Genomic DNA, 21308 nt, shown 5'->3' with positions numbered 1-21308 from the left:
TCCATTTTAACTATTTGTTTTTTTACAACAACTTTTTTTATATATAAAGTTTTAGTAGTTCTTCTTCATTTTTTATAATAATTTTATGTTTATCATCTTCTAATATTATATCTTTTGATTTAAATTTTGTAAGGGTTCTTGAGAGAGTTTCTGGGGTAATATTTAGAATTGAAGCAATTTGGGTGTTTTTTAATTTTTCAAATAGCTCTTTGTTTTCTACTATAAACTTAGCAATTTTTGCTTCACTATTTAAGACAACTTCATTTGTAACAACTTCACTCATAATTTTTAGCTTTCCAGCGAGTGAACGTATGATTTTTAGTGATAAGTCAGGATTTTTAAAAAAATCACTTTCTAATCTTTCATAATCAATAAGTAAAATTTCACCTTTTGTAACAAACTCAGCACTAGCAGGATAAGCGATTGATTCAAAATTTGCAAGTTCGGCAACTAAAGAAACGGGTAAAAACTGATGTAAGAATATCTGATTTCCCTTATAATTTGTCTTATAAAGTCTTAGGATGCCATCTAAAAGTACATGTAGATATTTTGGCTCATCACCCTCGTAAAATACAATCTCTTTTGCATTGTATTTTTTGATAGTTGAAATCTTTTTGAGTTTTTCTAAATCTTTGCTAGATAATTCTGAAAAAAATGGTATCTCTTTAATTCTATTCATTATTTTCCCAAATTTTTCTTTTTATGATAGCATAAAAATCTATATTTTGAGAGTCTACATGTAAGGAAATTTCCTTACATGTAGATTTTTTAGAATAAGTTTAGAATAATTATTTATTTTTTCTAGAAAAATATACCTTCTTGGTTGTATCAAAAAGAAGTAATGCTGAACCTAATATCATCATACCATCAGGTAAAATTCTATACCACATCCAATCCATCACACTATAAAGTGTTTCTCTCAATCTAGCTGTGTAATATCCATATTCATGAGCAACAGCAGTTTGTTCAAAACCAATGATAATAGTTGGAAGAGCATATAATATTACCCCTAAAGTTATAAGCCAAAAAGCAGCTTTACTCATGCCCTCACTCCAAGCAAGTCCTTTTGCCAATGAATTTGCACGTGCAGTCATATAGATAAATGCAATTGCAATGTAACCAAATGCTCCAAGTAATGCAACATGTCCATGAGGCATAATAAGATATGTACCATGAGAGTAATAACTAATTGTTGGTGTATTTATAACCATACCCAAAAAACCTGCTCCAAACCAATTTAAAAACGCACTTCCTGCTAACCATAAAAATGGTATATTAAAATCAAATTTTTTACCTTCAGCCTTAATGTGATTTTGCTCTTTAATCGCTTCAATCATAAGTAAAGCTAGAGGTAGTGGCTCTAGAGCAGAGAATATTCCACCTATTGCAATCCAGTACTCATCAAGCCCTTGCCAGAAGTAATGATGCCCAACTCCAAGTGTTCCAGAAGCCATAATCAAGAAAAGCTCAAACAACATTACTTTTTCAGCAGTTTTTTCTCTTACAAGTCCAAGTGCCACAGAAAGATACGCAATTACACCAGCTGCAAATAACTCAAATGTAAGTTCAACCCAAAGATGAACAACCCACCATCTATAATAATCATCAACAGTAAAGTTTGGCATTACTTTATGTATTGGCATCATACCTGCTATATAAAGTGTTGCTATTCCAAAAGCTGACCAGATAATAGTACCTATAAGAAGCTTATTTCCTTTTGCATTTCTAATAGTTGAATAAACCATTCCAAACCAAAGTACTAGTCCTACTACAAGTCCAATATCCCAAACTCTACCAAGATTTAAAAGCTCTCTTCCTTCATTCCCAAGCCAAAACCATGTATCTCTTAGATCTCCCATAGCACCGAAATAGATACCAATAAGTCCGCCACCACCAACAACTAGAAGTGCAACCCAAAGGATATCAACTAATCTTGGAAACTTTAAATCTCTACCAGCAACAATAGGAGCAATTAAAAGTCCGCCTACAAGCCAACCAACAGCAACCCAAACAATAGCTAAATTTGTATGAAGTGCTCTCATGACATTAAATGGAATAATATCTTGTGAGATCAAAAAGTTATTAATTGGATCTGCATAAATATGAGCTAAATAACCACCAAGCACCATTTGTAAAAATATAAATAGTGCTACAATAGGAACGTACTTTAAAAGTTTTTCTTGTGATGGAAAAATTTTAGTAATTTTTAAAGGCTCAGCTAATTCTCCATCTTCGTGCTCTTTATTAAATAACTTTTCATATGCTAAATAAACAACACCTATAGTAAAAGTCCATAATAATAAAAACTCCCAAAGAGAAACATAGTGAGCATTAAAATTAACATCTTGATCTATCAAAGGCTCAGATGGCCAGTTATTTGACCAAGTTCTATTTGTCTCTGGTCTTAGAGTTGATGCAACTAGCTGTGACCAATCAATAAATGCTGCAATCTTTTTAGCTTCTTCAGGTCTTATTACACCACCTCTCCAAGCTCTTTCATGATCTCCATTAACCAAAAAATTTATAAGATATTCTAAATTACTTTTGTAAGCATCTGCTGATTTATCAGTATATACCGTAGTTCCCTCAACTAATTTTGTTGATCTTACATCTTCTTTTGTTTTTTCTTTTATCGCACCTTGCTCCATCTTGGATAAATCTTTCCAGGATTTACCATAAAATTCTTGTGCATAAGCGTCATTTAGAAACTCTACTCTTTTATGCAAAAATTCTGTTGTAAAATCAGGCCCTAGATATGCTCCCATTCCAAGCAGTGTTCCATAGTCCATTAAATCAAACTCCTGAAAATATCCTTTACCTTTGACAACATCATCATAAGTGTATAGGACTTCGCCCTGTTTTGAAACAACTTTTTGTGGAATTGGAGGTACCTCTTTAGCAAGGTTTGCAGTAAAGTATATAAGTATTGAAACCATAAATATACCTATTATCCAAAAACTTGCATAAAGACCTTTTTTAGTCATTATTCTATCCAGAATAGACATCATTAATCCTTTTTTTTAAATTCTACCTTTAAGTAGTAATTTTGAAATAATACATATTTTTTTATTAATTACTACTTAAAGGTAGAATTAAATATTTCTGATATAATATAGGTTGGATTTATTTGACAAATCTTAAAAAGCAAAGACTATTTTGCAGTAAAAAGGGCTTTTAATGCAACTAAACAATACTACACAATATGCAATTAGAATATTAACCTATTTGGCAAAAGAGCAAAATAATTCTTTATTAAGTGCCAAAGAAATTGCAGAAAAATTAAATATACCATATAAATTTTTAACAAAAATAATGACTGAGTTAACTAAAGCTGAACTTATTATATCAATTAGAGGTAGAGAAGGAGGATATAAACTTAAAACACCAGCTTCAAAAATAAATATCTCTAAAATTTTAAATATCTTTAACGATTCTTTAAACCAAAAAAAATGTCTTTTGGGAATTGGATTTTGTGATACAAATAACAAATGTGCACTTCATGATCAATGGATAAAACCTAAGACTCAAATAAAGAAGATGTTTGAGGATACTACACTAGAAGAAATAGCCAATAAAGACACTAAATTATAATTTATTTACCTAAAACAAGATATAATTGTGAATTCTACATGTAAAGTTTTAAACAAAAAGGTATGTGCTTTGAATAAAAATAAAGATTTTTTAAGAAATATTGTTGAAGAAGATTTAAAATCAGGAAAATACAACGAAATTGTTACAAGGTTTCCTCCCGAACCAAATGGATTTCCACATATTGGTCATGCAAAATCGATTTATATAAATTTTGGAATTGCAAAAGATTACAATGGGCATTGTAATTTAAGGATGGATGATACTAACCCAACAACTGAAGATACAAAATATGTTGAAGCTCTAAAAGATGCTGTACAATGGCTTGGTTTTAAATGGGAAGGAAATGTTAAATTTACATCTGATTATTTTCCTAAACTATACGAATATGCAAAAGAATTGATTAAAATGGGCAAAGCCTATGTTGATAGTATCAGCGAAGAAGAGATGAAAGAGTATAGAGGAACTGTTAAAGAGGCTGGAAAAAGAAGCAAATATGCAAATAGAAGTATCGAAGAAAACTTGGATCTTTTTGAGAGAATGAAAAATGGCGAATTTAAAAATGGAGAACATGTCTTAAGAGCAAAAATCGATATGAGTTCAGCCAATATGAAAATGAGAGACCCTCTTTTGTACCGTATAAGACATGCTCATCATTTTAGAACAAAAGATGAATGGTGCATATATCCAATGTATGATTTTGCGCATTGTTTATCAGATTACATAGAAGGAGTTACTCACTCAATCTGTACTTTAGAATTTGAAAACAATAGAGAGATTTATGATTGGGTACTTGATACTTTAAAGCTTGAGCCTCCAAGACCTTATCAGCATGAATTTGCTAGATTAAATGTAAATTATACTGTTATGAGCAAAAGAAAGCTTTTAGAGTTAGTAAATAACAACTTGGTTAGTGGCTGGGATGATCCTAGACTTCCTACGATTGCAGGATATAAAAGAAGAGGATATACACCAGAAGCAATTTTAAACTTTTGTGAGCAAATAGGAGTTGCAAAAGCAAACTCTATGGTTGATGTTTCTCAACTTGAATTTTGCATAAGAGATGATTTAAATAAAAAAGTTCCAAGGGTAATGTGTGTAATTGATCCTTTAAAAGTGGTTATAGAAAATTATGATTTAAGTGAAGAAGAGATTGATGTTTCATACTATCCACCTGATGTAAACAAAAAGGGCACAAGAAAAGTTCCATTTTCTCGTGAAATTTACATTGAAAGAGATGATTTTGAAGAAAACCCTCCAAAAGGATACTTCAGACTTACTCCAAATCAACCTGTTAGACTAAAACATGGATATATTATAACTTTTAAAGAAGCTATAAAAGATAAAAATGGAAATATAATTGAATTAAGAGTTAATTACCATCCAGATTCAAAAAGTGGTCAAGATACTAGTGGCATAAAGGTAAAAAGTGCAATTCATTGGGTAAGTGCAAAGCATGCTAAAAAAGTTGAAGTAAGATTGTATGATAGATTGTTTAAAAATGAAAATCCTGAAGGATTAGATGACTTAAATCCAAACTCACTAAAAATCATTAAAAACGCGTTTGTTGAACCAGCTGTGATAGAGCAAAAAGCTGATGAGAGATTTCAGTTTGAAAGACAAGGTTATTTTTATGCTGATCCGATTGATTATAGTGATGAAAATCCAGTATTTAATAAAATTGTAGGATTAAAAGACTCATGGAATAAAAAATCAAAACCAAAAAAAGAGCCTGTTAAAAAAGAAAATAAACCTGTACATGTAGAGGGTAAAGTTGCACCTATGAGCAAAAGTGAACAAGAGCTTTTTGATAAATATAAAAAAGAGTTTGGCCTAAATAGTGAAATTGCAAATACTCTTGCAAGAGATGAAAAATTATCTGCTTTTTTTAACGAAGCTATCTCTTTTTACGATGGTTATGTTAGTGTTGCAAACATAGTTGCAAATGAAGTTGCAAGAGAATTAAAAGAAAAAGAGTTAAACGAGTTAAAATTTGATACCAAAAAAATAGCAAGTCTTGCTAGAATGATTGATGAAGAAATAATCTCGAGTAAAATTTCAAAACAAGTTTTTGAAGAGATGCTAAAAAACGGAGAAACCCCTGAAGAAATTGTAAAAGCAAAAGGTCTTGTTCAAATTAGTGATCCTAGTGTGATTGAGCCTATCATTGATGAAGTTATAAGTAAAAATCCAGAAAATGTTGAAAAATTCAAAGCTGGAAACAATAAGCTTTTTGGATTTTTTATAGGACAAGTTTTAAAGATGACAAATGGACAAGCAAATCCAAAAATTGTAAATGAACTTGTAGCAAAAAAACTAGATATGCTATAATTAAGGGGAAAAGCTTGCCTACGGTACTAAAAGTAAATGGTTTTAGATTTTTCTTTTTTAGTGATGAGCACTCTCCTGTTCATATACATGTTGAAAAAGGAGATGGATATATGAGAGTTGAGCTAGAGACATTAAAGATAACAAACAAGAAAAATTTTACTAAAAACGATGAAAAGAAAATTATAACAATTGTAAAAAATCATCAAAAAGAACTTATAGGAGCATGGTATGAGTACTTTAATCAATAGACTTGATTTTGGAGATAAAATTTATGTATATCTTCAAAGTGGTGATATCCTAACAATCCCTTATACATATACAAAAAAAATTCAAAATGCACAAAAAGAAGACCTTTTAAACTATAGGCTTATTGGTGGTGGAATTGGTGTGCATTTTGAAAAAATTGATGAAGATATATCTCTTAGTGGAATAATATCTTATAAGCTCAATAATGAGCTACAAGCTTCTTAAAATAATTAAAGGTTTTTGATGTATAGATTTGCTCCTTATATAACAAGTGAATTAACTATAAACAAACTACGAATTGCTCTTTTTAACTATATTTGTGCAAGTCAAAATGGTGAACAATTTATCTTTAGATTTGAAAATACAAACCAAGATAAAAGTAGCGAAGAAAAAGATAAAGAGATATTAGAAATATTAGAAATTTTTGGTATAAAGTATGACGGACTTTATTATCAAAGTGAAAATGTAAAATATCACTTACAGTTTGCTTCATCTCTTATGGATAAGAAAAAAGCATTTGCGTGTTTTTGTACCGATGAAGAGTTAGAAAAATCGCCAACTTACAATGGCAAATGCTTGAATATAACTCAAGAAGAAATTTTAAACAATAATCTGCCTTTTACAATTCGTATTAAAAAACCTGATGGATCAATTAGTTTTGAAGATAGTATAAAAGGGAAATTAACATTTGATTCAAATGAAGTTGATAGCTTTATTATCATGACAAAAGAGAAGTATCCAACATACAATTTTGCATGTGCAACTGATGATATGATTCAAGGAATCAAATATGTCATAAGAGAAGAAAATCACATAAAAAACACCCCTAAGCAAGAACATATCAGAAGAGCTTTAGGATATCATGAACCAATAAATTATACCCACATTCCAGCTCTTTTAAACTGTGATAATATAAGCGTAAAATCACTTCTAGATGAAGGATTTTTACCTGAAGCCATTACAAACTATCTTATACTTTTAGAGATGGATACTCCAAAAAAAATATTTAGCTTAAGCGATACTTTTAAGTTTTTTGATATCAAAAAATTAACATCTTCTAAAAAAGAGTTTGATATAGAAAAGCTAAAAGATATAAATAAAGAGCATATAAAACGTTTAAGTGATATTGAGCTTTCTAAAATCATTGGATATTCTTGTGCTACTCTTGGAGCTTTAGCTAAGTTATTTACTAAAGAGTGTAGCACTACACTTGAAATTAAGTTAAAAATTGATAAAATCTTTTCTCAAAAATCTTCATTTAAATTTGAAGATGATTTGAAAGATTTAAAAGATATTATAAAAAACGCACCATATTTTGAAAATTTTGATGATTTTTTTAAATATCTTAAAGAAAAAACTGAATTAAGTGACAAAGACTTACTAGAAATTCTTGAATTTCTTATTTTAAAAGATAAGAGTTCAATAAATCTAGAGAAGATATATCCTTTTATCAAAAATTATTTAATGGAGATTGCAAGATGATAATACTACAAACACTAATTGAAGCTTTAGCTCAAATACTACACATGGTTATAAATATATATATCTGGGTTGTCATCATTTCTGCTCTTATAACTTGGGTAAGACCTGATCCATACAATCCAATTGTACAAGTTTTAAGAAGACTAACCGAGCCTGTTTATGCTTCTATAAGAAGATATATACCAACTATTATAGGTGGGGTTGATTTAGCTCCAATTATCATTATTTTAGCTCTTCAATTTTTAGATTTATTTGCTGTAAAACTACTATTTGCTCTTGTTAATGCACTTTAAGCTAAAAAGCAGGGTAATAACTATACTCTGCTTATTTCCGATCCTACTTTTAGCACAAACTCCAAAAGATTTATCTTTTTTTGAAGATAAACCAAAAAGCATAGCAAAAGATTATTATATATACAGATATTTAAAAAAGGATTCTACAACTTCAACTGAAGCATTAAAACTTCTTGAGATGACTAGCCGTATGAGTACAAAGTTATTTCATGCATTTGCTTCAAAGATAGATGAGCCAAATTTTAAGAAAGCTTCAAAGTGCATGAAAATGAAACTAGATAAGCTTTTAAAATCTGATGATGAGTGTCTTGCTATTGGATTAAGTCTTTATGATGCAACTAAATTGGATAAAAAAACATTAAAAGATATAGAGACAAAATTAAATCAATATGACATTTCAAAGCTTCTACATGTAATATATGCAAAAGATCCATTTAAAGAGCTTTTAAAACTTGATAAAAATGATTTTTTTGAAGTTTTCAATAATATTGGAAGTAAATTTAGAGAAAAATATTTTGATGAAGAGATAGATAAAGAAACATTAAAAAAGCTAGAAAATAGCTGGCAAATAAATACAACAATCAAACTGATAATCACCGATACAAAGCTAAAAAATATAAATAAATCACTTATACATGTAGATAGGTTTCAAGAGATTTTATCTCATAAAAGCCTGTTTTTTTTAGGTTTAAATGCACTTAAATTTGGATACAATAATCTTGCTATGGCTTTTTTTGAAGAAGCTTACAAAAAGGCATATTACCAGCTAGATAAGGATAAAGTTCTATTTTGGCAATTTTTAGTATCTAATGATAAAAAATACAAAAAAGAGTTACAAAACAGTTTTGATTTAAATATATATACGCTTTTAGCTGGAGTTAAAAATAAAAGAATCATGATAGCAAAAGCTTGGGAAGAAAAACCAAACTACAACATAAGTGATCCTTTTAATTGGACGAAATTACTTTTAGAAGCTAAAGACAAAAATCAAACAGAACTAGAAAATTTAGCCAATGAATATCTTTATGGAAGCACACTTCCTCATTTTAGTTTTTTGATGGAAAAAGCAAGCGGATATAAAGATCATTATTTTCCAATGCCTTATAGTAAATATTTAAAAGGTGTGGATAAAAAAAGAATTGCACTCATTTATGCAATTGCAAGGCAAGAGAGCCGTTTAGTTCCTTCAGCTATCAGTCACTCATATGCACTTGGAATGATGCAATTTATGCCTTTTTTAGCCAAAGCAATTGCGAAACAAAAGAACTTAAAAAACTTTGATTTAGATGATATGTTCAAACCAAAAATCGCATTAGATTTTGCAAATACTCACCTTGATTATTTGGAAAAATATCTTCATAATCCATTTTTTATTGCTTATGCCTACAATGGAGGGATTGGATTTACAAAAAGAATGCTTAAATCTGGACTTTTTTTAAAAGGAAAGTATGAACCGTTTTTAAGTATTGAGCTAGTTCCATATGATGAGAGTAGAAAATATGCTAAAAAAGTAGTAGCAAACTATGTAACTTACATGCATATTTTACATCAAGATGTATCTATTTATGATTTAGTTGAAGATACAATGTACCCACAAAAAAGTGATGAGTTTAGGAAGTAGCTAAATTACCGTAATCATCGTAGAAAAATAACTTTTTACTGCCAATATCTTTTATGGTGATTTCTATGGAATTGCCTCTTTTTTCTCTATTTTTTTGAGTGCTAACTAAAAAATAATGTGTCCATTTGTTTTTAAATGGTATCAGTCCTATTAGTTTATCTGTCTCTTTTAAAGTTTGATTTTTAGTGTTTTTATCACTGTTTATTTCAATTTTTACTTCATTTTTTGCGTTTTTAACTTGCTCTTTAGTAAAATAAACTCCTACTAAAAAGACTTCATTCTCATCACTGTTTTTTATCATATCATTTTTAATCTCATTTAAGTGAGTAACAGTTATGTATGCTTTTATAATCCCATCTTTTTTTAAAACAACTTTTTGACTTGCACTTAAAGCTTGTTCATGGATAGTATCTGTTGGTTTTTCATATGGATTTATTGTAGTTGAACAAGCTGTTAAAGATATAAGTATCATAAAAGTGGCTAAAAATTTATACATTTATTTTCCTCATAAAAATATGATGATATTCTAACATAAAAAAAATTTATCTCATCAAAAATCAAGCACTTTTTAGATATAATCGCAAAATATTTAGGAAAAAGGTAAAAAAATTATGAAATCTTTGGCTATTGCCTTTAGTGGACCATCTAATAGTGGGAAAACAACTCTTATTGTTAAAGTTGCAGAAGCTTTAAAAGATAAATACACCTTGGCAATCGTAAAGCACGATCCAAGCGATAAAGCAGTTTTTGACAAAGAAGGAAAAGATAGTTGGAAATTTTCACAAACTGGGGCAGAAGTAGTAGTTGCAAGTCCTACAAGAACAACTTACTTTTCAAAAAGGCAAAAAAGTATTGATGAGATTATAAACATGATTGGAGAGTTTGATATACTTTTAGTTGAAGGATTAAAAACACTACCTCTTCCAAGACTATCAGTGTTTAGAAATGAACTTGATGAAAGTTATTTTGATGTATCAAATGCCTTGGCAATTGATGATAGTGTAGATTTAAGTAAATATAATCTACCAAAACATCTTGAAATTTTAGATTTAAATGATACAAAATCCATCGTTGAATGGATTTTAAAAAATGCAAAAAAAGTGAGATAAAACATGCAAGAAATATTTGAAGCGATTAAAAAATCAGCAATTAGGATTAAGGAGTGTATTGAGTTTGATGATACTGGATACTCTGAAGATCAGAACGCAACTGGTGATACGCAGTTAAAACTTGACATAAAAAGTGATTTAATCATCGAAGAAGAGTTTAAAAAAGTCACTTCGATTAAAGAAATAGTAAGTGAAGAAAAAGAAAACAAAACTCCAGTTCATGCATATGGTCACTATCTCATAGGATATGACCCACTTGATGGTTCTAGCTTACTAGATGTAAATCAAAGCGTAGGCTCAATATTTGGAATTTATGAGAATGATTACAGCGGTAAAAATTTAATTGCAAGTGTATATGTGATTTATGGTCCAAGAGTTGAATTAGTAATTGCTACAGATAAAGTTCGTATGTATAGATTGAATAAATTAAATGAGTTTTATTTTTACAAAGATTTGAAATTAAATGAAAAAGGCAAACTAAATGCGCCTGGCTCAACTCAAATGTGCTGGCCTAAGAAGCATAAACAATTAATTGATGATATTTTTAATGATGGTTATAGATTGAGATATGCTGGAGGAATGGTTGTAGATTTACATCACATCTTACTAAAAGGTGGTGGATTGTTTTCTTACCCAAGCACAAGTGATTTACCAAAAGGTAAACTTAGAATGATATTTGAAGTATTTCCATATGCTTATATATTTGAAAAAGCTGGTGGTGGAGCAATTGATGGTAAAAAAAGATTGCTAGAGTTAACACCATCTCACCCACATGATACTACACCTTGTTTTTTTGGCTCAAATGATGAGATAAAAAGGGTTCAAAAAGTATATGGATAAATTTGAAAAAGCACTCGAAGAAAAAACAAAAGAGTTAAAAGAGTGCCAAAAAAGTAAAAATTTAGACAGTTGTTTAAAATGTGAAAAAGTACTTGAGTGTACTATTAGAGATGAATATGTAAAAGCCGCCTTTGATAGTATGTCTAAAGGACAAAGTGGTGGATTTGAATTTTAAAGGAAAAGATAAAATGACAAGATATGTTACAACGCCGATATATTATGTAAATGATGTTCCTCACATAGGACATGCTTACACAACAATTATAGCTGATACTATGGCAAGGTATTATAGATTAAAAGGTTATAAAACTTTCTTTTTAACCGGTACTGATGAGCATGGACAAAAGATAGAACAAGCAGCACTAAGTAGAGGAAGAACACCAAAAGAGTATGCTGATGAAATTAGCGGTAAATTTCGCACACTTTGGGATGAATTTGAGATAAGTTATGACAAATTTATAAGAACTACAGATGAAGAACACAAAATTGGTGTTCAAAAAGCATTTGAAGTTATGTTTAATAATGGTGATATTTACAAAGGTGAATATGAAGGACATTACTGTGTAAGCTGTGAAACTTTTTTTACAGAAACTCAACTAATTGATGGCGAAGGATGTCCTGATTGTGGAAAACCAACTAACCTTGTAAAAGAAGAGAGTTACTTTTTTAAACTTTCAAAATATCAAGAGAAACTTTTAAAATGGTATAGTGACGATGAGCAATGTGTTTTACCAAAAGGTAAAAAAAATGAAGTTATTAGTTTTGTAAAACAAGGTCTTAGAGATTTATCAATCACTAGAACTAGTTTTGATTGGGGTATAAAACTTCCTGAATCTATCAATGATCCAAAACATGTTATGTATGTTTGGCTTGATGCACTTTTAAACTATATTACAGCTCTTGGATATGGAAAAGATGAAGAAAAAATAGAGTTTTGGCCAGCAACAGTTCAACTTGTAGGAAAAGATATACTTCGTTTTCACGCAATTTACTGGCCTGCATTTTTAATGAGCTTGGGCTTGCCTCTTCCAAAGCATATAGCAGCTCATGGCTGGTGGACTAGAAATGGTGAAAAAATGAGTAAAAGCAAAGGAAATGTAGTAAATCCTAAAGAAGTTGCTGATGCTTATGGTTTAGAGAATTTTAGATATTTTATGCTTAGAGAAGTTCCTTTTGGACAAGATGGAGACTTTAGCCAAAAAGCACTTATTGATAGAATAAATTCCGATTTGGGAAATGAGTTTGGAAATCTTTTAAACAGAATAATCGGAATGAGTGGAAAATATAGCGAATTTAAAATAACTTCAAAAGATGTAAAAGCTCTACATGTAAAAGAATTAAATGAGATAGAAGCTATATTAGATAGTGTTGAAGATAGATTGAATGAGCTTCAAACAAATAGATTTTTAGAAGATTTATGGAAAGTTTTAGCTATTGCAAATGGAGCGATTACTGCTCATGAGCCTTGGGTTAAAATAAAAAATGGAGATATTGATGGAGCATTAGCAGTTGTTGGGTTAGTTGCTAATATTTTAGCTAGAGTTACAATCTTAGTTAGCCCTGTTATGCCTAAAACTGCAGCTAAAATTGCAAGTGCTATGAAATTTGAAATATCAAATGAAGCGTACAATAAACTAATAGTGAATAAAGAGTTGTTAGATGACTTTGTGATTGAAAAAATTCCTCCTTTATTTCCTAAGATTGAAGAAGAGCTTTTAAATACTCCTGATCCTGTTGTAAAAAAAGAAGAACCTAAAAAAGAAGAGAAAAAAGAAGAAGGAATTATAAGCATTGATCAGTTTTTCCAAACTTCTCTAAAAATTGGGACTATTTTAGAAGCCGAAGAAGTTCCTAAAAGTAAAAAACTAATAAAACTACAAGTTGATTTAGGTGAGCAAAATCCTAGACAAATTGTTGCTGGTATCAAAGAGTACTATTCGCCAGAGCAACTCATAAATACTCAAATTTGTGTAGTAGCAAACCTAAAACCTGCAAAAATAATGGGCTTAAAAAGCGAAGGTATGCTTTTAGCTGCAAAAGATAAAAATGGACTAAGCCTTATGCGTCCAGAAACTCCAAGAGAGAATGGCTCATCTGTTGGATGAAAATTGAAAGCTTGGCAAGAATTACTGGTGGAGTACTTTTAAATACTCCATCAGTTAATAGTATAAATAAAATAGAAATTGATTCTTCAAAGGTTAATTCAGGCTCACTTTTTATAGATTTAAACAACTCACAAGAAGATATGCAAGTTGCTATATCAAATGGTGCATACTGTATACTTACAAGTAATATTATAAAAATAACTGATGATGAAATTGCTTGGATTAATGTTGAAAATCTTGAACTTGCTATTATAAAACTTGCAAGATATTATGCATCTGATAAGAATTTTAAATTTATTCCGCTTTGTAAAATCAAATACAACTTGGCAAAATATCTACATGTAAAAGAAAACATCTTAACGCTTTCAAATAATCCAGCAGTTGCACTTTTGCAAATTATAAATGCAAAAGATGATTCATTGTTTTTTATTATGGATAATTCTTTTATCGATAAGATTGATCCCACTGTAAAAAAGCCAAAAGAAAAAATCTATCCTGATAAGATAATAGAAAAAGGACTTTTTTACAGCTCATTTATATATAATGATTTGTATATAAAAGATATTAGACTACCATCACTATTTGTGCCATTTCTTTGTTCACTGATAGATTTTTTTCAAAAAGAAAACTTAGAATTTAAAATTGATAATTTTAGTGATTTTAAACATTTTCATACTTTTTTTGTAAATAAAAATTTAGAAAAAAAAGAGTTTGGATCAACCAACAAAGCCATAATAGTAGAAAGTGATATAGAGCTATTTAAAAAAGAGATTGAATTTATCAGCTCAAGAGTTAATTTAGATTCATTTATTATTTTTATTCCATCAAAAATTTTACATGAGTTTAAATTGGATATAATTACAATCACATATTCAAATTTAAATGAGATTAAAAAGTTAAAAGATATAAATTTTAGATATCTCTTAGCATACTCAAATACAGATGATTATGAGCAAATCTTTGCAAAACAAGAAATAAAACAAATGTCACTATTTTAGGATAAAAATGATAACACTAGATAATCAAACTGATTTACATGTAAATTTAGAACTATTAGAGAAGATTTCAAGCACTTTAACCAATAAAGAAGTAGAATTACTAATAGTAGATTCAAAACAAATGCATGAGATAAATTTAGAGCAAAGAGGAGTAGATAAAACAACGGATGTTTTAAGCTTTCCCTTAGAAGATATTCCTCATTTTCCACTAGGTTCAATCGTAATCAATGCAAATTTAGTTCAAACCAAAGCAAAAGAATTAAAACATGATACAAATGAAGAAATTGCACTTCTTTTTATACATGGATTGCTTCATTTAATAGGATATGATCATGAAATTGATAATGGACAAATGAGAAAAAAAGAAGAAGAACTTATAAATCAATTTAACTTACCAAAAAGTTTAATCATAAGGAATACATAAGATGGATTATATAATATTTTTAATTTCAATGAGTGCTTTAATATACGGGGCTAATTATATCATCGTAGAATCTGAAAGAATTGCACTTCATTTTAATATATCTTCTTTTGTAATAGGAGCCACTCTCATAGCAGTTGGAACAAGTCTTCCTGAAATGGCTGCTAGTGTTGCAGCTAGTGCGGAGGGTAAATCAGAAATGGCAGTTGCAAATGTTCTAGGAAGTGTGACTTTTAATATATCATTGGTACTTGGTGTTATATTTTTAATTGCAAAAGATATAAATCCAAAAAGAGACTTATTTAGAAATGATAGCGCTTGGAGCCTATTTCCTCTGATGGTATTTTTCATAATGGCATATGATGGTAATATTGGTGCATTTGAGGGCTTTTTATTTTTACTTTTAATGTTTGGTTATTTAATCTTTTTAAGTAAAGATGCAAAAGCTATTGAAGCTGAAGTTAGTGATGATTTGATAAAAAAAGAACCATTTAAATGGACAAAAAGCCTTATTTTTTTAGCAATAGGTTTTGTCTTAGTAATAGGAGGAGCCAATTATACAATAGATAGTGCTTCAATGATTGCTAGAAGTTTAGGAGTTAGTGAGTGGGTGATTTCACTGTTGCTAATTGCATTTGGAACAAGTCTTCCTGAACTTGTTGTCAGTGTTGTAGCTGCTAAAAAAGGAAATGCTGATATGATTATTGGAAATATCATAGGAAGTAATGTTGCAAATTTTACAATTGTATTAGGAAGTGCGGCAATTGTAAATCCTCTAAATATTGATTTTGCAAAATATGGCTATGATATCCTTTGCGCAGGAACAGCTTCAGTGATGCTAGTTTTCATAACTGCAAACAAATTATATAATAAATCAGCAGGAATTGGACTTTTAGTTATAATAGCCCTAATGCTTCACAATAGTTTAAAACAGTTTTTATAGGCTACTGCTTTATGTAGCCTAATTCTAAAAGTTTATCATAAATCTTAGATATAATCTCTCCACTTGCAGCTCCTCCATGTCCCCCATGCTCAACCATAACAGTTACTACATATTGAGGATCTTTGTATGGGCCATAAGTACTAAACCAAGCATGTGAACGATGATAATATTCTAATTCATGCTCTTTCATACGCTTTTTTTCGCTCTGCGGAATTCCTACAACTTGAGCAGTTCCTGTTTTTCCTGCAATTTTAACTTTTGTATTTATATGTCTATGACCAGTTCCGTGTGGATTTGATACAACTTCTCTCATACCTTTTCTTATAATACCCAAGTGTTTTTTATCTAATGGCGTTAAAATATCTTCTTTTTCATAATTTATCTTAACATTACCAATGCTATCTAAAAAATGAGGTGTTACACTATATCCAGTTGCTAAAAGTGCAGTATATTTTGCTACTTGCATAGGCGTTACTAAAAAATATCCTTGCCCAATTGAGGTAATTAGCGTTTCTCCTTGATACCATGGTTTTTGATACTTTTGCATTTTCCACATTCTTCCTGGAACTGAACCTATAAATTCATAAGGAAGATCAACTCCAGTTTTGTTTGCAAAACCAATTCTTTCCAATACCGGTGAAATTTTATCAATCCCTACTTTTAAACTTCCTTTGTAAAAATAATCATCACAACTCTCTCTAATTGCTTTTATCAAATTTGTTTTACCATGACCTTTATCTTTCCAGCATCTAAAATTTCTTCCACCTAATTCAAAAGAGCCAGTACAATAAAAATTGGTATAAGGTGTCATAAGTCCAGATTCCATAAAAGCCAAACCAACACCCATTTTGATAACTGAACCTGGTGGATATAAACCATTTATAAGTTTATTCGTAAATGGATGATTAAAATCATTTGCAAGCTTTTCCCACTCTTTTTGACTAATGCCACTTACAAATTGGTTCAAATCATACTCGGGGTAACTCCCAGCAGATAAAATTTTGCCATTTTTAGCATTCATAACTATCACTGCACCACTTTTACCTTCAAAAAGTTCTGATATATACTTTTGTAGCTCTAAATCAAGACTCAATCTTATATCACTGCTTGTTGGAAATTTTTTATCAATTTCTTCAATTTCTTCGTTAAATGCAGTTACTTTTGTTTTCTTTTCGCCTTTTTGACCTTCAAGTATGGAGTTGTAATACTTCTCTATCCCTGTTTTTCCAATAAAACCAACTAATCTTGCCACTTCATCATTTTTAATATCTTTTTCATTGGCTTTAGCCACATAGCCTATTACATGAGAGGCTAAATCTTTGTATGGATAATATCTCATAGAGGCAATTGAAATTTTTAAATTTTTTCTGAGATTAAATTTAGGAAATTTATCTGTAAAATCATCATAGCTGATAAAATCGATAACTTTAACATAATCATGAGAGTAAGGAGAATCTCTTTTTAAATATTTTTTTAAAAGTTTTTCTTTATCAAAACCTTCAATATTATAACTAATAAAATCAATCTCATCTTCTAATATTCTTCTCTTTCTTTTCGAGCTTAAATGTGGTTTAATACCTATACTAAAACCTAATTTGTTTACAGAAAGGGGTTTTTTGTTGATATCTAAAATCGAGCCTCTAAATGGTGCTAATTCTTCTACTTTGATAGCATTTTGTTTTGCAATTTCTTCATAATATGTATTTGATTTTATACTTATATAGTAAATTCGAACAAGAATAATCAACCAAAATAAAAAAAAGGCATACAATAAAATCTTTATTCTCATAACTTACCTTTAAATATAACAAGTGCTATTAAAAAATCTACAATTATATAATAAAAATAATCTGCACTAAAAACTGGCGAAGCTTGATTTAGTATATATGAAATTAAAACATTCAATAAATAATGTCCAATGTAAGCAAAGAAAATATAAATTATCAGAATACAGCTTTTACATGTAATTGTATTTTTTATCTTTTCAACAAAAAGGTTATAAAATATTAGAAAAAAGATTATAGATGAAAAGAGATAAAATCCCTTATTGATATCATATATACTAAGATAAATAAAGCTAAGATAAATAAATATATTTTTATCTTCATCTTCATAATTTAAGATAAGATATACAAAAAACAACCCAAAGAACAAAGGTAAAAAAAGATACAAAGAACTCATTACTTGATAAAATATCAAAGCAATAAAAAGAATTATTATCCTTGTATTGTTTGTATTAGTGCTACTTCGTCGCATACTGGAAAATGTTTACATTTTATACAATCAGCCCAAATTTTATGAGCTGGAAGTGATTCTTTTGGGATTTCTTTAAAATTTATAGATTTAAAAAAATCTGCTTCGTATGTTAGTGTAAATACTTTTTTTACACCTAATGCTTTTGCCTCTTTTAAAAGTTCTAAAACCATACTTTTTCCAATACCTCTTCCTCTACATGTTTTAGAAACAACTAAACTTCTAATTTCCGCTAAATCATAAGCATGTAAATGTAAAGCTCCAAAACCTAAAATTGCTTCATCCTCTTTTGCAACAATATAAGATCTTATATTAGTAGCCATCTCATCGCTACTTCTAAAAAGAATAATTCCTTTTTCAACTTCTTCTTTTACTAACTCTTGCATTTGAGCAATATCACTTAATTTAGGTTTAACATATTCTATCAAGAATTTTCTCCAAATAAAGATGTAAAAATTACTTGTGTTAATTTTTCGATACCTTTTTTATTTGTACTAGAAACCATCAAAGCATTGGGATAAATTTTTCGTAAAGAACTTACATCTTTTTGTTTTAATTTATCTGCTTTAGTAAAAACTAATAAAATCTCTTGATCTGCTTTTTTTATTTCTTGCAAATAATCTTGTACATCTCTATCAATATCCAAAGAGGGATGTCTTGAATCTATCAAATGAATAAAAAGTCTAATCGAACTTCTTTTTTTTATAAACTCCGTTAAGTTTTTTTGCCATTCATGCTTCATTGATTTTGAAACTTTCGCATATCCAAAACCTGGAAGATCAACCAATCTTGCTAAAAAATCATTTTCTCCATCAGTAAATTTAATATCAAAAAAGTTTATTAGTCTTGTTTTTCCTGGTGTAGATGAGCTTTTTGCCAAACCTTTTTTATTTGTTAAAGCGTTTATGATAGAACTTTTACCTACATTACTTCTACCTATAAAAGCTATTTCACTAACTCCTTCAGCAACTGTTTCTTGCATAGAAGGGGCAGATTTTACAAAAACTGCATCTTTGATTTTTACCACTATTTTTTCTCTTTCTTTTTTTCTTCAACTTTAAAAATAAACTTAACAGGCTTGCTACCACTACTATCTACTTCATATCTACCACTGATTTGATCTACCCATATCCTATCACCATACACCTTTTTATCAGTTACTTTTTCATGCAAAAAAGCTTTATCTAAGAGGGTATATTGACTCTTAATAGGATCATAAATCATAGTACCAGCTTTTCCAAAATAATTTTTATCATTTAAAATCATATTGATTTGAGCATTTCCAATAGCAGTATATTTTAAAGGTTGCTTTTTTTTGTCAAAATCTATTATAACTTTATTTGCAACTAATTTGTCTTGTCCTTTTGTTACAATAACATTACCACTAAAAACTGTTATTTGTTGCTTTTCATCAGCAAAAAACTTATCCGCTACAACTTGAACTTCTTCTGCACTTAAACAAACTGCTGTTATTAGCAGTGCCCACAATAATTTCACTTTTTATTTACCTCTGAAATTGATTTTATATTTTTAGCATATATTTTGCCATCTTTAGACTGATAGACTAATGAATTACCATAAATAATAGTAGAATTATTTTTTAAAATAAAGTTGGTATCACTTTTAAATATTTTTGATTTTAGATTATATTTTGCTTCGTCTGAAGAAAACTTTACTCCATTTGAATCTTGGTATCTCACATCCCCAATAACATTCAAATCATTTTGCTTTAAAATACCTTTTCTTGCTTTTAAATTATCAATGACTCCATCATCTTTTTTTCTTATTACATCTATATCATAAAACTCATCATGGTCATTAAATCTAAATATTTTTGATGATTTTGCAAGAGAATATATCCCATTTTGATTTATAGAATAATTTACAACATCATATGCTTCTAAACTAGCGATATGCCCTCGATTAGGATTAGTAGGTATGAAATATGGTTTTTGATATAGCAAAAACAATAATATACCGACAAAAATAAAAACAAAATAATATAAAAGTTTTACTGCCAAAGCTCTAAAAATTCCTTTTTAAGTCCATTTTTCTCTATTATAAGGTCTATCATCTCCCTTACTGCACCATCTCCGCCATTAAAATTTAAAACAGTATCTACTATCTCTTTTATATCAACTACTCCATTTTTAGGTGTAAATGACCATCCTACTGATTTAAGCATACCATAATCATTTAAATCATCACCAATTGCTGCTACTTCATCCCAACTCAAGCCTTCAGATTTTAAAATTTCTTCCAATAAAGCTTTTTTATCTTTAATCCCTTGATGAAGATGAGTAATTTTTAACTCCTTAGCTCTTCTTTCTACTACTTTAGAACTTCTTCCAGTAAGAATAGCGCTTTTTAGCCCTAGTCTGCTCCAAGAAGCTATTGCTAAACCATCTTTTACATTAAAAGATTTGTATTCATCATTGCTTGAGCCATAGATTATGCTTCCGTCAGTTAAACATCCATCTACATCAAATACTAAAAGTTTTATCATAAAACACCTTTTGTACTTGGAATTCCAATTCTCTCATTAATTGCAATAGACCTTCTAAGAGCAACAGCAAATGCTTTAAAAGCAGCTTCAATTATATGATGCTTGTTTTTTCCTCTTTTTTGCTCTACATGTAGAGTTAAACCAGCATTAAATACTACTGCTCTAAAAAACTCTTCTACAAGCTCTACATCAAACTCTCCAACTTTTCCATCAAGACTTACATCATAAACTAAAAAAGGACGATTTGATAAATCCAAACAACACTCAACTGCAGCTTCATCCATTACTACTACAGCGTTTGAATACCTCTCAACTTTATCAATAGGAAAAATTTCTTTTTTTAAAGCTTGTCCTATAACAATTCCAATATCTTCAACACTGTGGTGAGCATCAACTTGTAAATCACCCTTACATGTAACACTTAAATCTATCAAAGAGTGTTTAGTAAATGCTTCTAACATATGGTCAAAAAAACCAATACCAGTTGAAATTTTTGCTTTACCACTTCCTCTTAATTCTAAAGAAATGCTTATATCAGTCTCTTTTGTTTTTCTATTTATATCTGTCATCTT

25 protein-coding genes are annotated in these 21308 nt (G+C 29.4%); 14 read left to right on the top strand and 11 right to left on the bottom strand.

Annotated elements, in window-relative coordinates; all coding sequences use genetic code 11:
• Positions 1 to 37: 37 nt before the first annotated feature.
• Both ACKGJI_RS03855 and ACKGJI_RS03850 read right to left on the bottom strand, forming a co-directional pair.
• Complete coding sequence (locus ACKGJI_RS03855; RefSeq protein WP_458701249.1) at positions 38 to 679, bottom strand: Crp/Fnr family transcriptional regulator; 642 nt, start codon at positions 677 to 679, stop codon at positions 38 to 40.
• Between the two features lie 109 nt (positions 680 to 788).
• The gene (locus ACKGJI_RS03850; protein WP_458701248.1) at positions 789 to 3005 is read right to left on the bottom strand and encodes a cbb3-type cytochrome c oxidase subunit I; all 2217 of its coding nucleotides are present in this window, start codon (positions 3003 to 3005) and stop codon (positions 789 to 791) included.
• Between the two features lie 172 nt (positions 3006 to 3177).
• On the opposite strand from ACKGJI_RS03850, the gene ACKGJI_RS03845 reads away from it, so the two are divergent.
• The 7 genes from ACKGJI_RS03845 (at position 3178) to ACKGJI_RS03815 (ending at position 9561) form a co-directional block, all read left to right on the top strand.
• Complete coding sequence (locus ACKGJI_RS03845; protein ID WP_458701247.1) at positions 3178 to 3591, top strand: RrF2 family transcriptional regulator; 414 nt, start codon at positions 3178 to 3180, stop codon at positions 3589 to 3591.
• A gap of 69 nt (positions 3592 to 3660) precedes the next feature.
• Positions 3661 to 5919, top strand: a complete 2259-nt coding sequence (locus ACKGJI_RS03840; protein WP_458701246.1) for a glutamine--tRNA ligase/YqeY domain fusion protein — start codon at positions 3661 to 3663, stop codon at positions 5917 to 5919.
• 14 nt (positions 5920 to 5933) lie between these two features.
• Positions 5934 to 6167: a DUF4160 domain-containing protein gene (locus tag ACKGJI_RS03835; protein ID WP_458701245.1), complete on the top strand. Its 234-nt coding sequence runs from the start codon at positions 5934 to 5936 to the stop codon at positions 6165 to 6167.
• Positions 6148 to 6390 (top strand): DUF2442 domain-containing protein, encoded by a 243-nt coding sequence (locus tag ACKGJI_RS03830; protein WP_458701244.1) that lies wholly within the window; start codon positions 6148 to 6150, stop codon positions 6388 to 6390. The genes ACKGJI_RS03835 and ACKGJI_RS03830 overlap by 20 nt, the downstream gene beginning before the upstream one ends.
• Positions 6391 to 6408: 18 nt before the next feature.
• Entirely contained in the window at positions 6409 to 7647 is a 1239-nt protein-coding gene (locus tag ACKGJI_RS03825) for a glutamate--tRNA ligase (RefSeq protein WP_458701243.1), read from the top strand.
• Positions 7644 to 7940: a YggT family protein gene (locus tag ACKGJI_RS03820; RefSeq protein WP_458701242.1), complete on the top strand. Its 297-nt coding sequence runs from the start codon at positions 7644 to 7646 to the stop codon at positions 7938 to 7940. The genes ACKGJI_RS03825 and ACKGJI_RS03820 overlap by 4 nt, the downstream gene beginning before the upstream one ends.
• On the top strand, positions 7930 to 9561 hold the full coding sequence (locus ACKGJI_RS03815; protein WP_458701241.1) for a lytic transglycosylase domain-containing protein: 1632 nt from the start codon (positions 7930 to 7932) through the stop codon (positions 9559 to 9561). The genes ACKGJI_RS03820 and ACKGJI_RS03815 overlap by 11 nt, the downstream gene beginning before the upstream one ends.
• Here ACKGJI_RS03815 and ACKGJI_RS03810 read toward each other — a convergent pair.
• Positions 9551 to 10057: a hypothetical protein gene (locus ACKGJI_RS03810; protein ID WP_458701240.1), complete on the bottom strand. Its 507-nt coding sequence runs from the start codon at positions 10055 to 10057 to the stop codon at positions 9551 to 9553. The two genes, ACKGJI_RS03815 and ACKGJI_RS03810, sit on opposite strands and share 11 nt — an antisense overlap.
• A gap of 115 nt (positions 10058 to 10172) precedes the next feature.
• Here ACKGJI_RS03810 and mobB point away from each other — a divergent pair, with 115 nt between their 5' ends.
• From mobB to ACKGJI_RS03775, 7 genes are read left to right on the top strand one after another with little or no spacing between them, the layout of a single operon-like run.
• Complete coding sequence (gene mobB / locus ACKGJI_RS03805) at positions 10173 to 10670, top strand: molybdopterin-guanine dinucleotide biosynthesis protein B (protein ID WP_458701239.1); 498 nt, start codon at positions 10173 to 10175, stop codon at positions 10668 to 10670.
• Between the two features lie 3 nt (positions 10671 to 10673).
• Complete coding sequence (locus tag ACKGJI_RS03800; RefSeq protein WP_458701238.1) at positions 10674 to 11510, top strand: class 1 fructose-bisphosphatase; 837 nt, start codon at positions 10674 to 10676, stop codon at positions 11508 to 11510.
• Positions 11503 to 11685 carry a hypothetical protein gene (locus tag ACKGJI_RS03795; protein WP_458701237.1) on the top strand — a complete coding sequence of 61 codons (183 nt, stop codon included), beginning with the start codon at positions 11503 to 11505 and terminating at the stop codon, positions 11683 to 11685. Before ACKGJI_RS03800 ends, ACKGJI_RS03795 begins: the two co-directional genes overlap by 8 nt.
• A gap of 13 nt (positions 11686 to 11698) precedes the next feature.
• Positions 11699 to 13615: a methionine--tRNA ligase gene (metG, locus tag ACKGJI_RS03790; RefSeq protein WP_458701236.1), complete on the top strand. Its 1917-nt coding sequence runs from the start codon at positions 11699 to 11701 to the stop codon at positions 13613 to 13615.
• A complete protein-coding gene (locus ACKGJI_RS03785) occupies positions 13612 to 14613 on the top strand; it encodes a hypothetical protein (protein ID WP_458701235.1) in 1002 nt (333 codons plus the stop codon). Before metG ends, ACKGJI_RS03785 begins: the two co-directional genes overlap by 4 nt.
• Before the next feature lie 7 nt (positions 14614 to 14620).
• A complete protein-coding gene (ybeY, locus tag ACKGJI_RS03780; RefSeq protein WP_458701234.1) occupies positions 14621 to 15037 on the top strand; it encodes an rRNA maturation RNase YbeY in 417 nt (138 codons plus the stop codon).
• A gap of 1 nt (position 15038) precedes the next feature.
• Positions 15039 to 15977: a calcium/sodium antiporter gene (locus tag ACKGJI_RS03775; RefSeq protein WP_458701233.1), complete on the top strand. Its 939-nt coding sequence runs from the start codon at positions 15039 to 15041 to the stop codon at positions 15975 to 15977.
• A 1-nt stretch (position 15978) separates the two neighbouring features.
• Here ACKGJI_RS03775 and mrdA read toward each other — a convergent pair whose 3' ends face one another.
• Genes mrdA through hisB form a run of 8 tightly spaced genes read right to left on the bottom strand, consistent with a single transcriptional unit; the run spans position 15979 to position 21305 of the window.
• A complete protein-coding gene (mrdA, locus tag ACKGJI_RS03770) occupies positions 15979 to 17766 on the bottom strand; it encodes a penicillin-binding protein 2 (RefSeq protein WP_458701232.1) in 1788 nt (595 codons plus the stop codon).
• Positions 17763 to 18149 carry a hypothetical protein gene (locus ACKGJI_RS03765; RefSeq protein ID WP_458701231.1) on the bottom strand — a complete coding sequence of 129 codons (387 nt, stop codon included), beginning with the start codon at positions 18147 to 18149 and terminating at the stop codon, positions 17763 to 17765. The genes mrdA and ACKGJI_RS03765 overlap by 4 nt, the downstream gene beginning before the upstream one ends.
• Before the next feature lie 44 nt (positions 18150 to 18193).
• Positions 18194 to 18658 (bottom strand): N-acetyltransferase, encoded by a 465-nt coding sequence (locus ACKGJI_RS03760; protein WP_458701230.1) that lies wholly within the window; start codon positions 18656 to 18658, stop codon positions 18194 to 18196.
• Positions 18655 to 19257, bottom strand: coding sequence for a ribosome biogenesis GTP-binding protein YihA/YsxC (gene yihA / locus ACKGJI_RS03755; protein ID WP_458701229.1), 603 nt, complete (start codon positions 19255 to 19257; stop codon positions 18655 to 18657). The genes ACKGJI_RS03760 and yihA overlap by 4 nt, the downstream gene beginning before the upstream one ends.
• Positions 19257 to 19727 (bottom strand): lipopolysaccharide transport periplasmic protein LptA, encoded by a 471-nt coding sequence (gene lptA, locus ACKGJI_RS03750; protein WP_458701228.1) that lies wholly within the window; start codon positions 19725 to 19727, stop codon positions 19257 to 19259. The genes yihA and lptA overlap by 1 nt, the downstream gene beginning before the upstream one ends.
• On the bottom strand, positions 19724 to 20251 hold the full coding sequence (gene lptC / locus ACKGJI_RS03745) for an LPS export ABC transporter periplasmic protein LptC (protein WP_458701227.1): 528 nt from the start codon (positions 20249 to 20251) through the stop codon (positions 19724 to 19726). Before lptC ends, lptA begins: the two co-directional genes overlap by 4 nt.
• Positions 20242 to 20736 carry a KdsC family phosphatase gene (locus tag ACKGJI_RS03740; RefSeq protein WP_458701226.1) on the bottom strand — a complete coding sequence of 165 codons (495 nt, stop codon included), beginning with the start codon at positions 20734 to 20736 and terminating at the stop codon, positions 20242 to 20244. The genes lptC and ACKGJI_RS03740 overlap by 10 nt, the downstream gene beginning before the upstream one ends.
• A complete protein-coding gene (gene hisB / locus ACKGJI_RS03735; RefSeq protein ID WP_458701225.1) occupies positions 20733 to 21305 on the bottom strand; it encodes an imidazoleglycerol-phosphate dehydratase HisB in 573 nt (190 codons plus the stop codon). The genes ACKGJI_RS03740 and hisB overlap by 4 nt, the downstream gene beginning before the upstream one ends.
• Between the last annotated feature and the right edge of the window lie 3 nt (positions 21306 to 21308).

The organism is Sulfurospirillum sp. 1307 (assembly GCF_054408545.1).
The sequence above is the reverse complement of the archived record's forward strand: the minus strand, read 5'-3'. Positions and strand labels throughout refer to the sequence as shown.

Excerpts from the sequence above, each read along its gene's own strand:
- ACKGJI_RS03855 (WP_458701249.1), bottom strand. The coding sequence starts at position 679 with ATGAATAGAATTAAAGAGATACCATTTTTTTCAGAATTATCTAGCAAA.
- ACKGJI_RS03850 (WP_458701248.1), bottom strand. The coding sequence starts at position 3,005 with ATGTCTATTCTGGATAGAATAATGACTAAAAAAGGTCTTTATGCAAGT.
- ACKGJI_RS03845 (WP_458701247.1), top strand. The coding sequence starts at position 3,178 with ATGCAACTAAACAATACTACACAATATGCAATTAGAATATTAACCTAT.
- ACKGJI_RS03830 (WP_458701244.1), top strand. The coding sequence starts at position 6,148 with ATGAGTACTTTAATCAATAGACTTGATTTTGGAGATAAAATTTATGTA.
- ACKGJI_RS03825 (WP_458701243.1), top strand. The coding sequence starts at position 6,409 with ATGTATAGATTTGCTCCTTATATAACAAGTGAATTAACTATAAACAAA.
- ACKGJI_RS03820 (WP_458701242.1), top strand. The coding sequence starts at position 7,644 with ATGATAATACTACAAACACTAATTGAAGCTTTAGCTCAAATACTACAC.
- ACKGJI_RS03815 (WP_458701241.1), top strand. The coding sequence starts at position 7,930 with ATGCACTTTAAGCTAAAAAGCAGGGTAATAACTATACTCTGCTTATTT.
- ACKGJI_RS03810 (WP_458701240.1), bottom strand. The coding sequence starts at position 10,057 with ATGTATAAATTTTTAGCCACTTTTATGATACTTATATCTTTAACAGCT.
- mobB (WP_458701239.1), top strand. The coding sequence starts at position 10,173 with ATGAAATCTTTGGCTATTGCCTTTAGTGGACCATCTAATAGTGGGAAA.
- ACKGJI_RS03800 (WP_458701238.1), top strand. The coding sequence starts at position 10,674 with ATGCAAGAAATATTTGAAGCGATTAAAAAATCAGCAATTAGGATTAAG.
- ACKGJI_RS03795 (WP_458701237.1), top strand. The coding sequence starts at position 11,503 with ATGGATAAATTTGAAAAAGCACTCGAAGAAAAAACAAAAGAGTTAAAA.
- metG (WP_458701236.1), top strand. The coding sequence starts at position 11,699 with ATGACAAGATATGTTACAACGCCGATATATTATGTAAATGATGTTCCT.
- ACKGJI_RS03785 (WP_458701235.1), top strand. The coding sequence starts at position 13,612 with ATGAAAATTGAAAGCTTGGCAAGAATTACTGGTGGAGTACTTTTAAAT.
- ybeY (WP_458701234.1), top strand. The coding sequence starts at position 14,621 with ATGATAACACTAGATAATCAAACTGATTTACATGTAAATTTAGAACTA.
- ACKGJI_RS03775 (WP_458701233.1), top strand. The coding sequence starts at position 15,039 with ATGGATTATATAATATTTTTAATTTCAATGAGTGCTTTAATATACGGG.
- mrdA (WP_458701232.1), bottom strand. The coding sequence starts at position 17,766 with ATGAGAATAAAGATTTTATTGTATGCCTTTTTTTTATTTTGGTTGATT.
- ACKGJI_RS03740 (WP_458701226.1), bottom strand. The coding sequence starts at position 20,736 with ATGATAAAACTTTTAGTATTTGATGTAGATGGATGTTTAACTGACGGA.
- hisB (WP_458701225.1), bottom strand. The coding sequence starts at position 21,305 with ATGACAGATATAAATAGAAAAACAAAAGAGACTGATATAAGCATTTCT.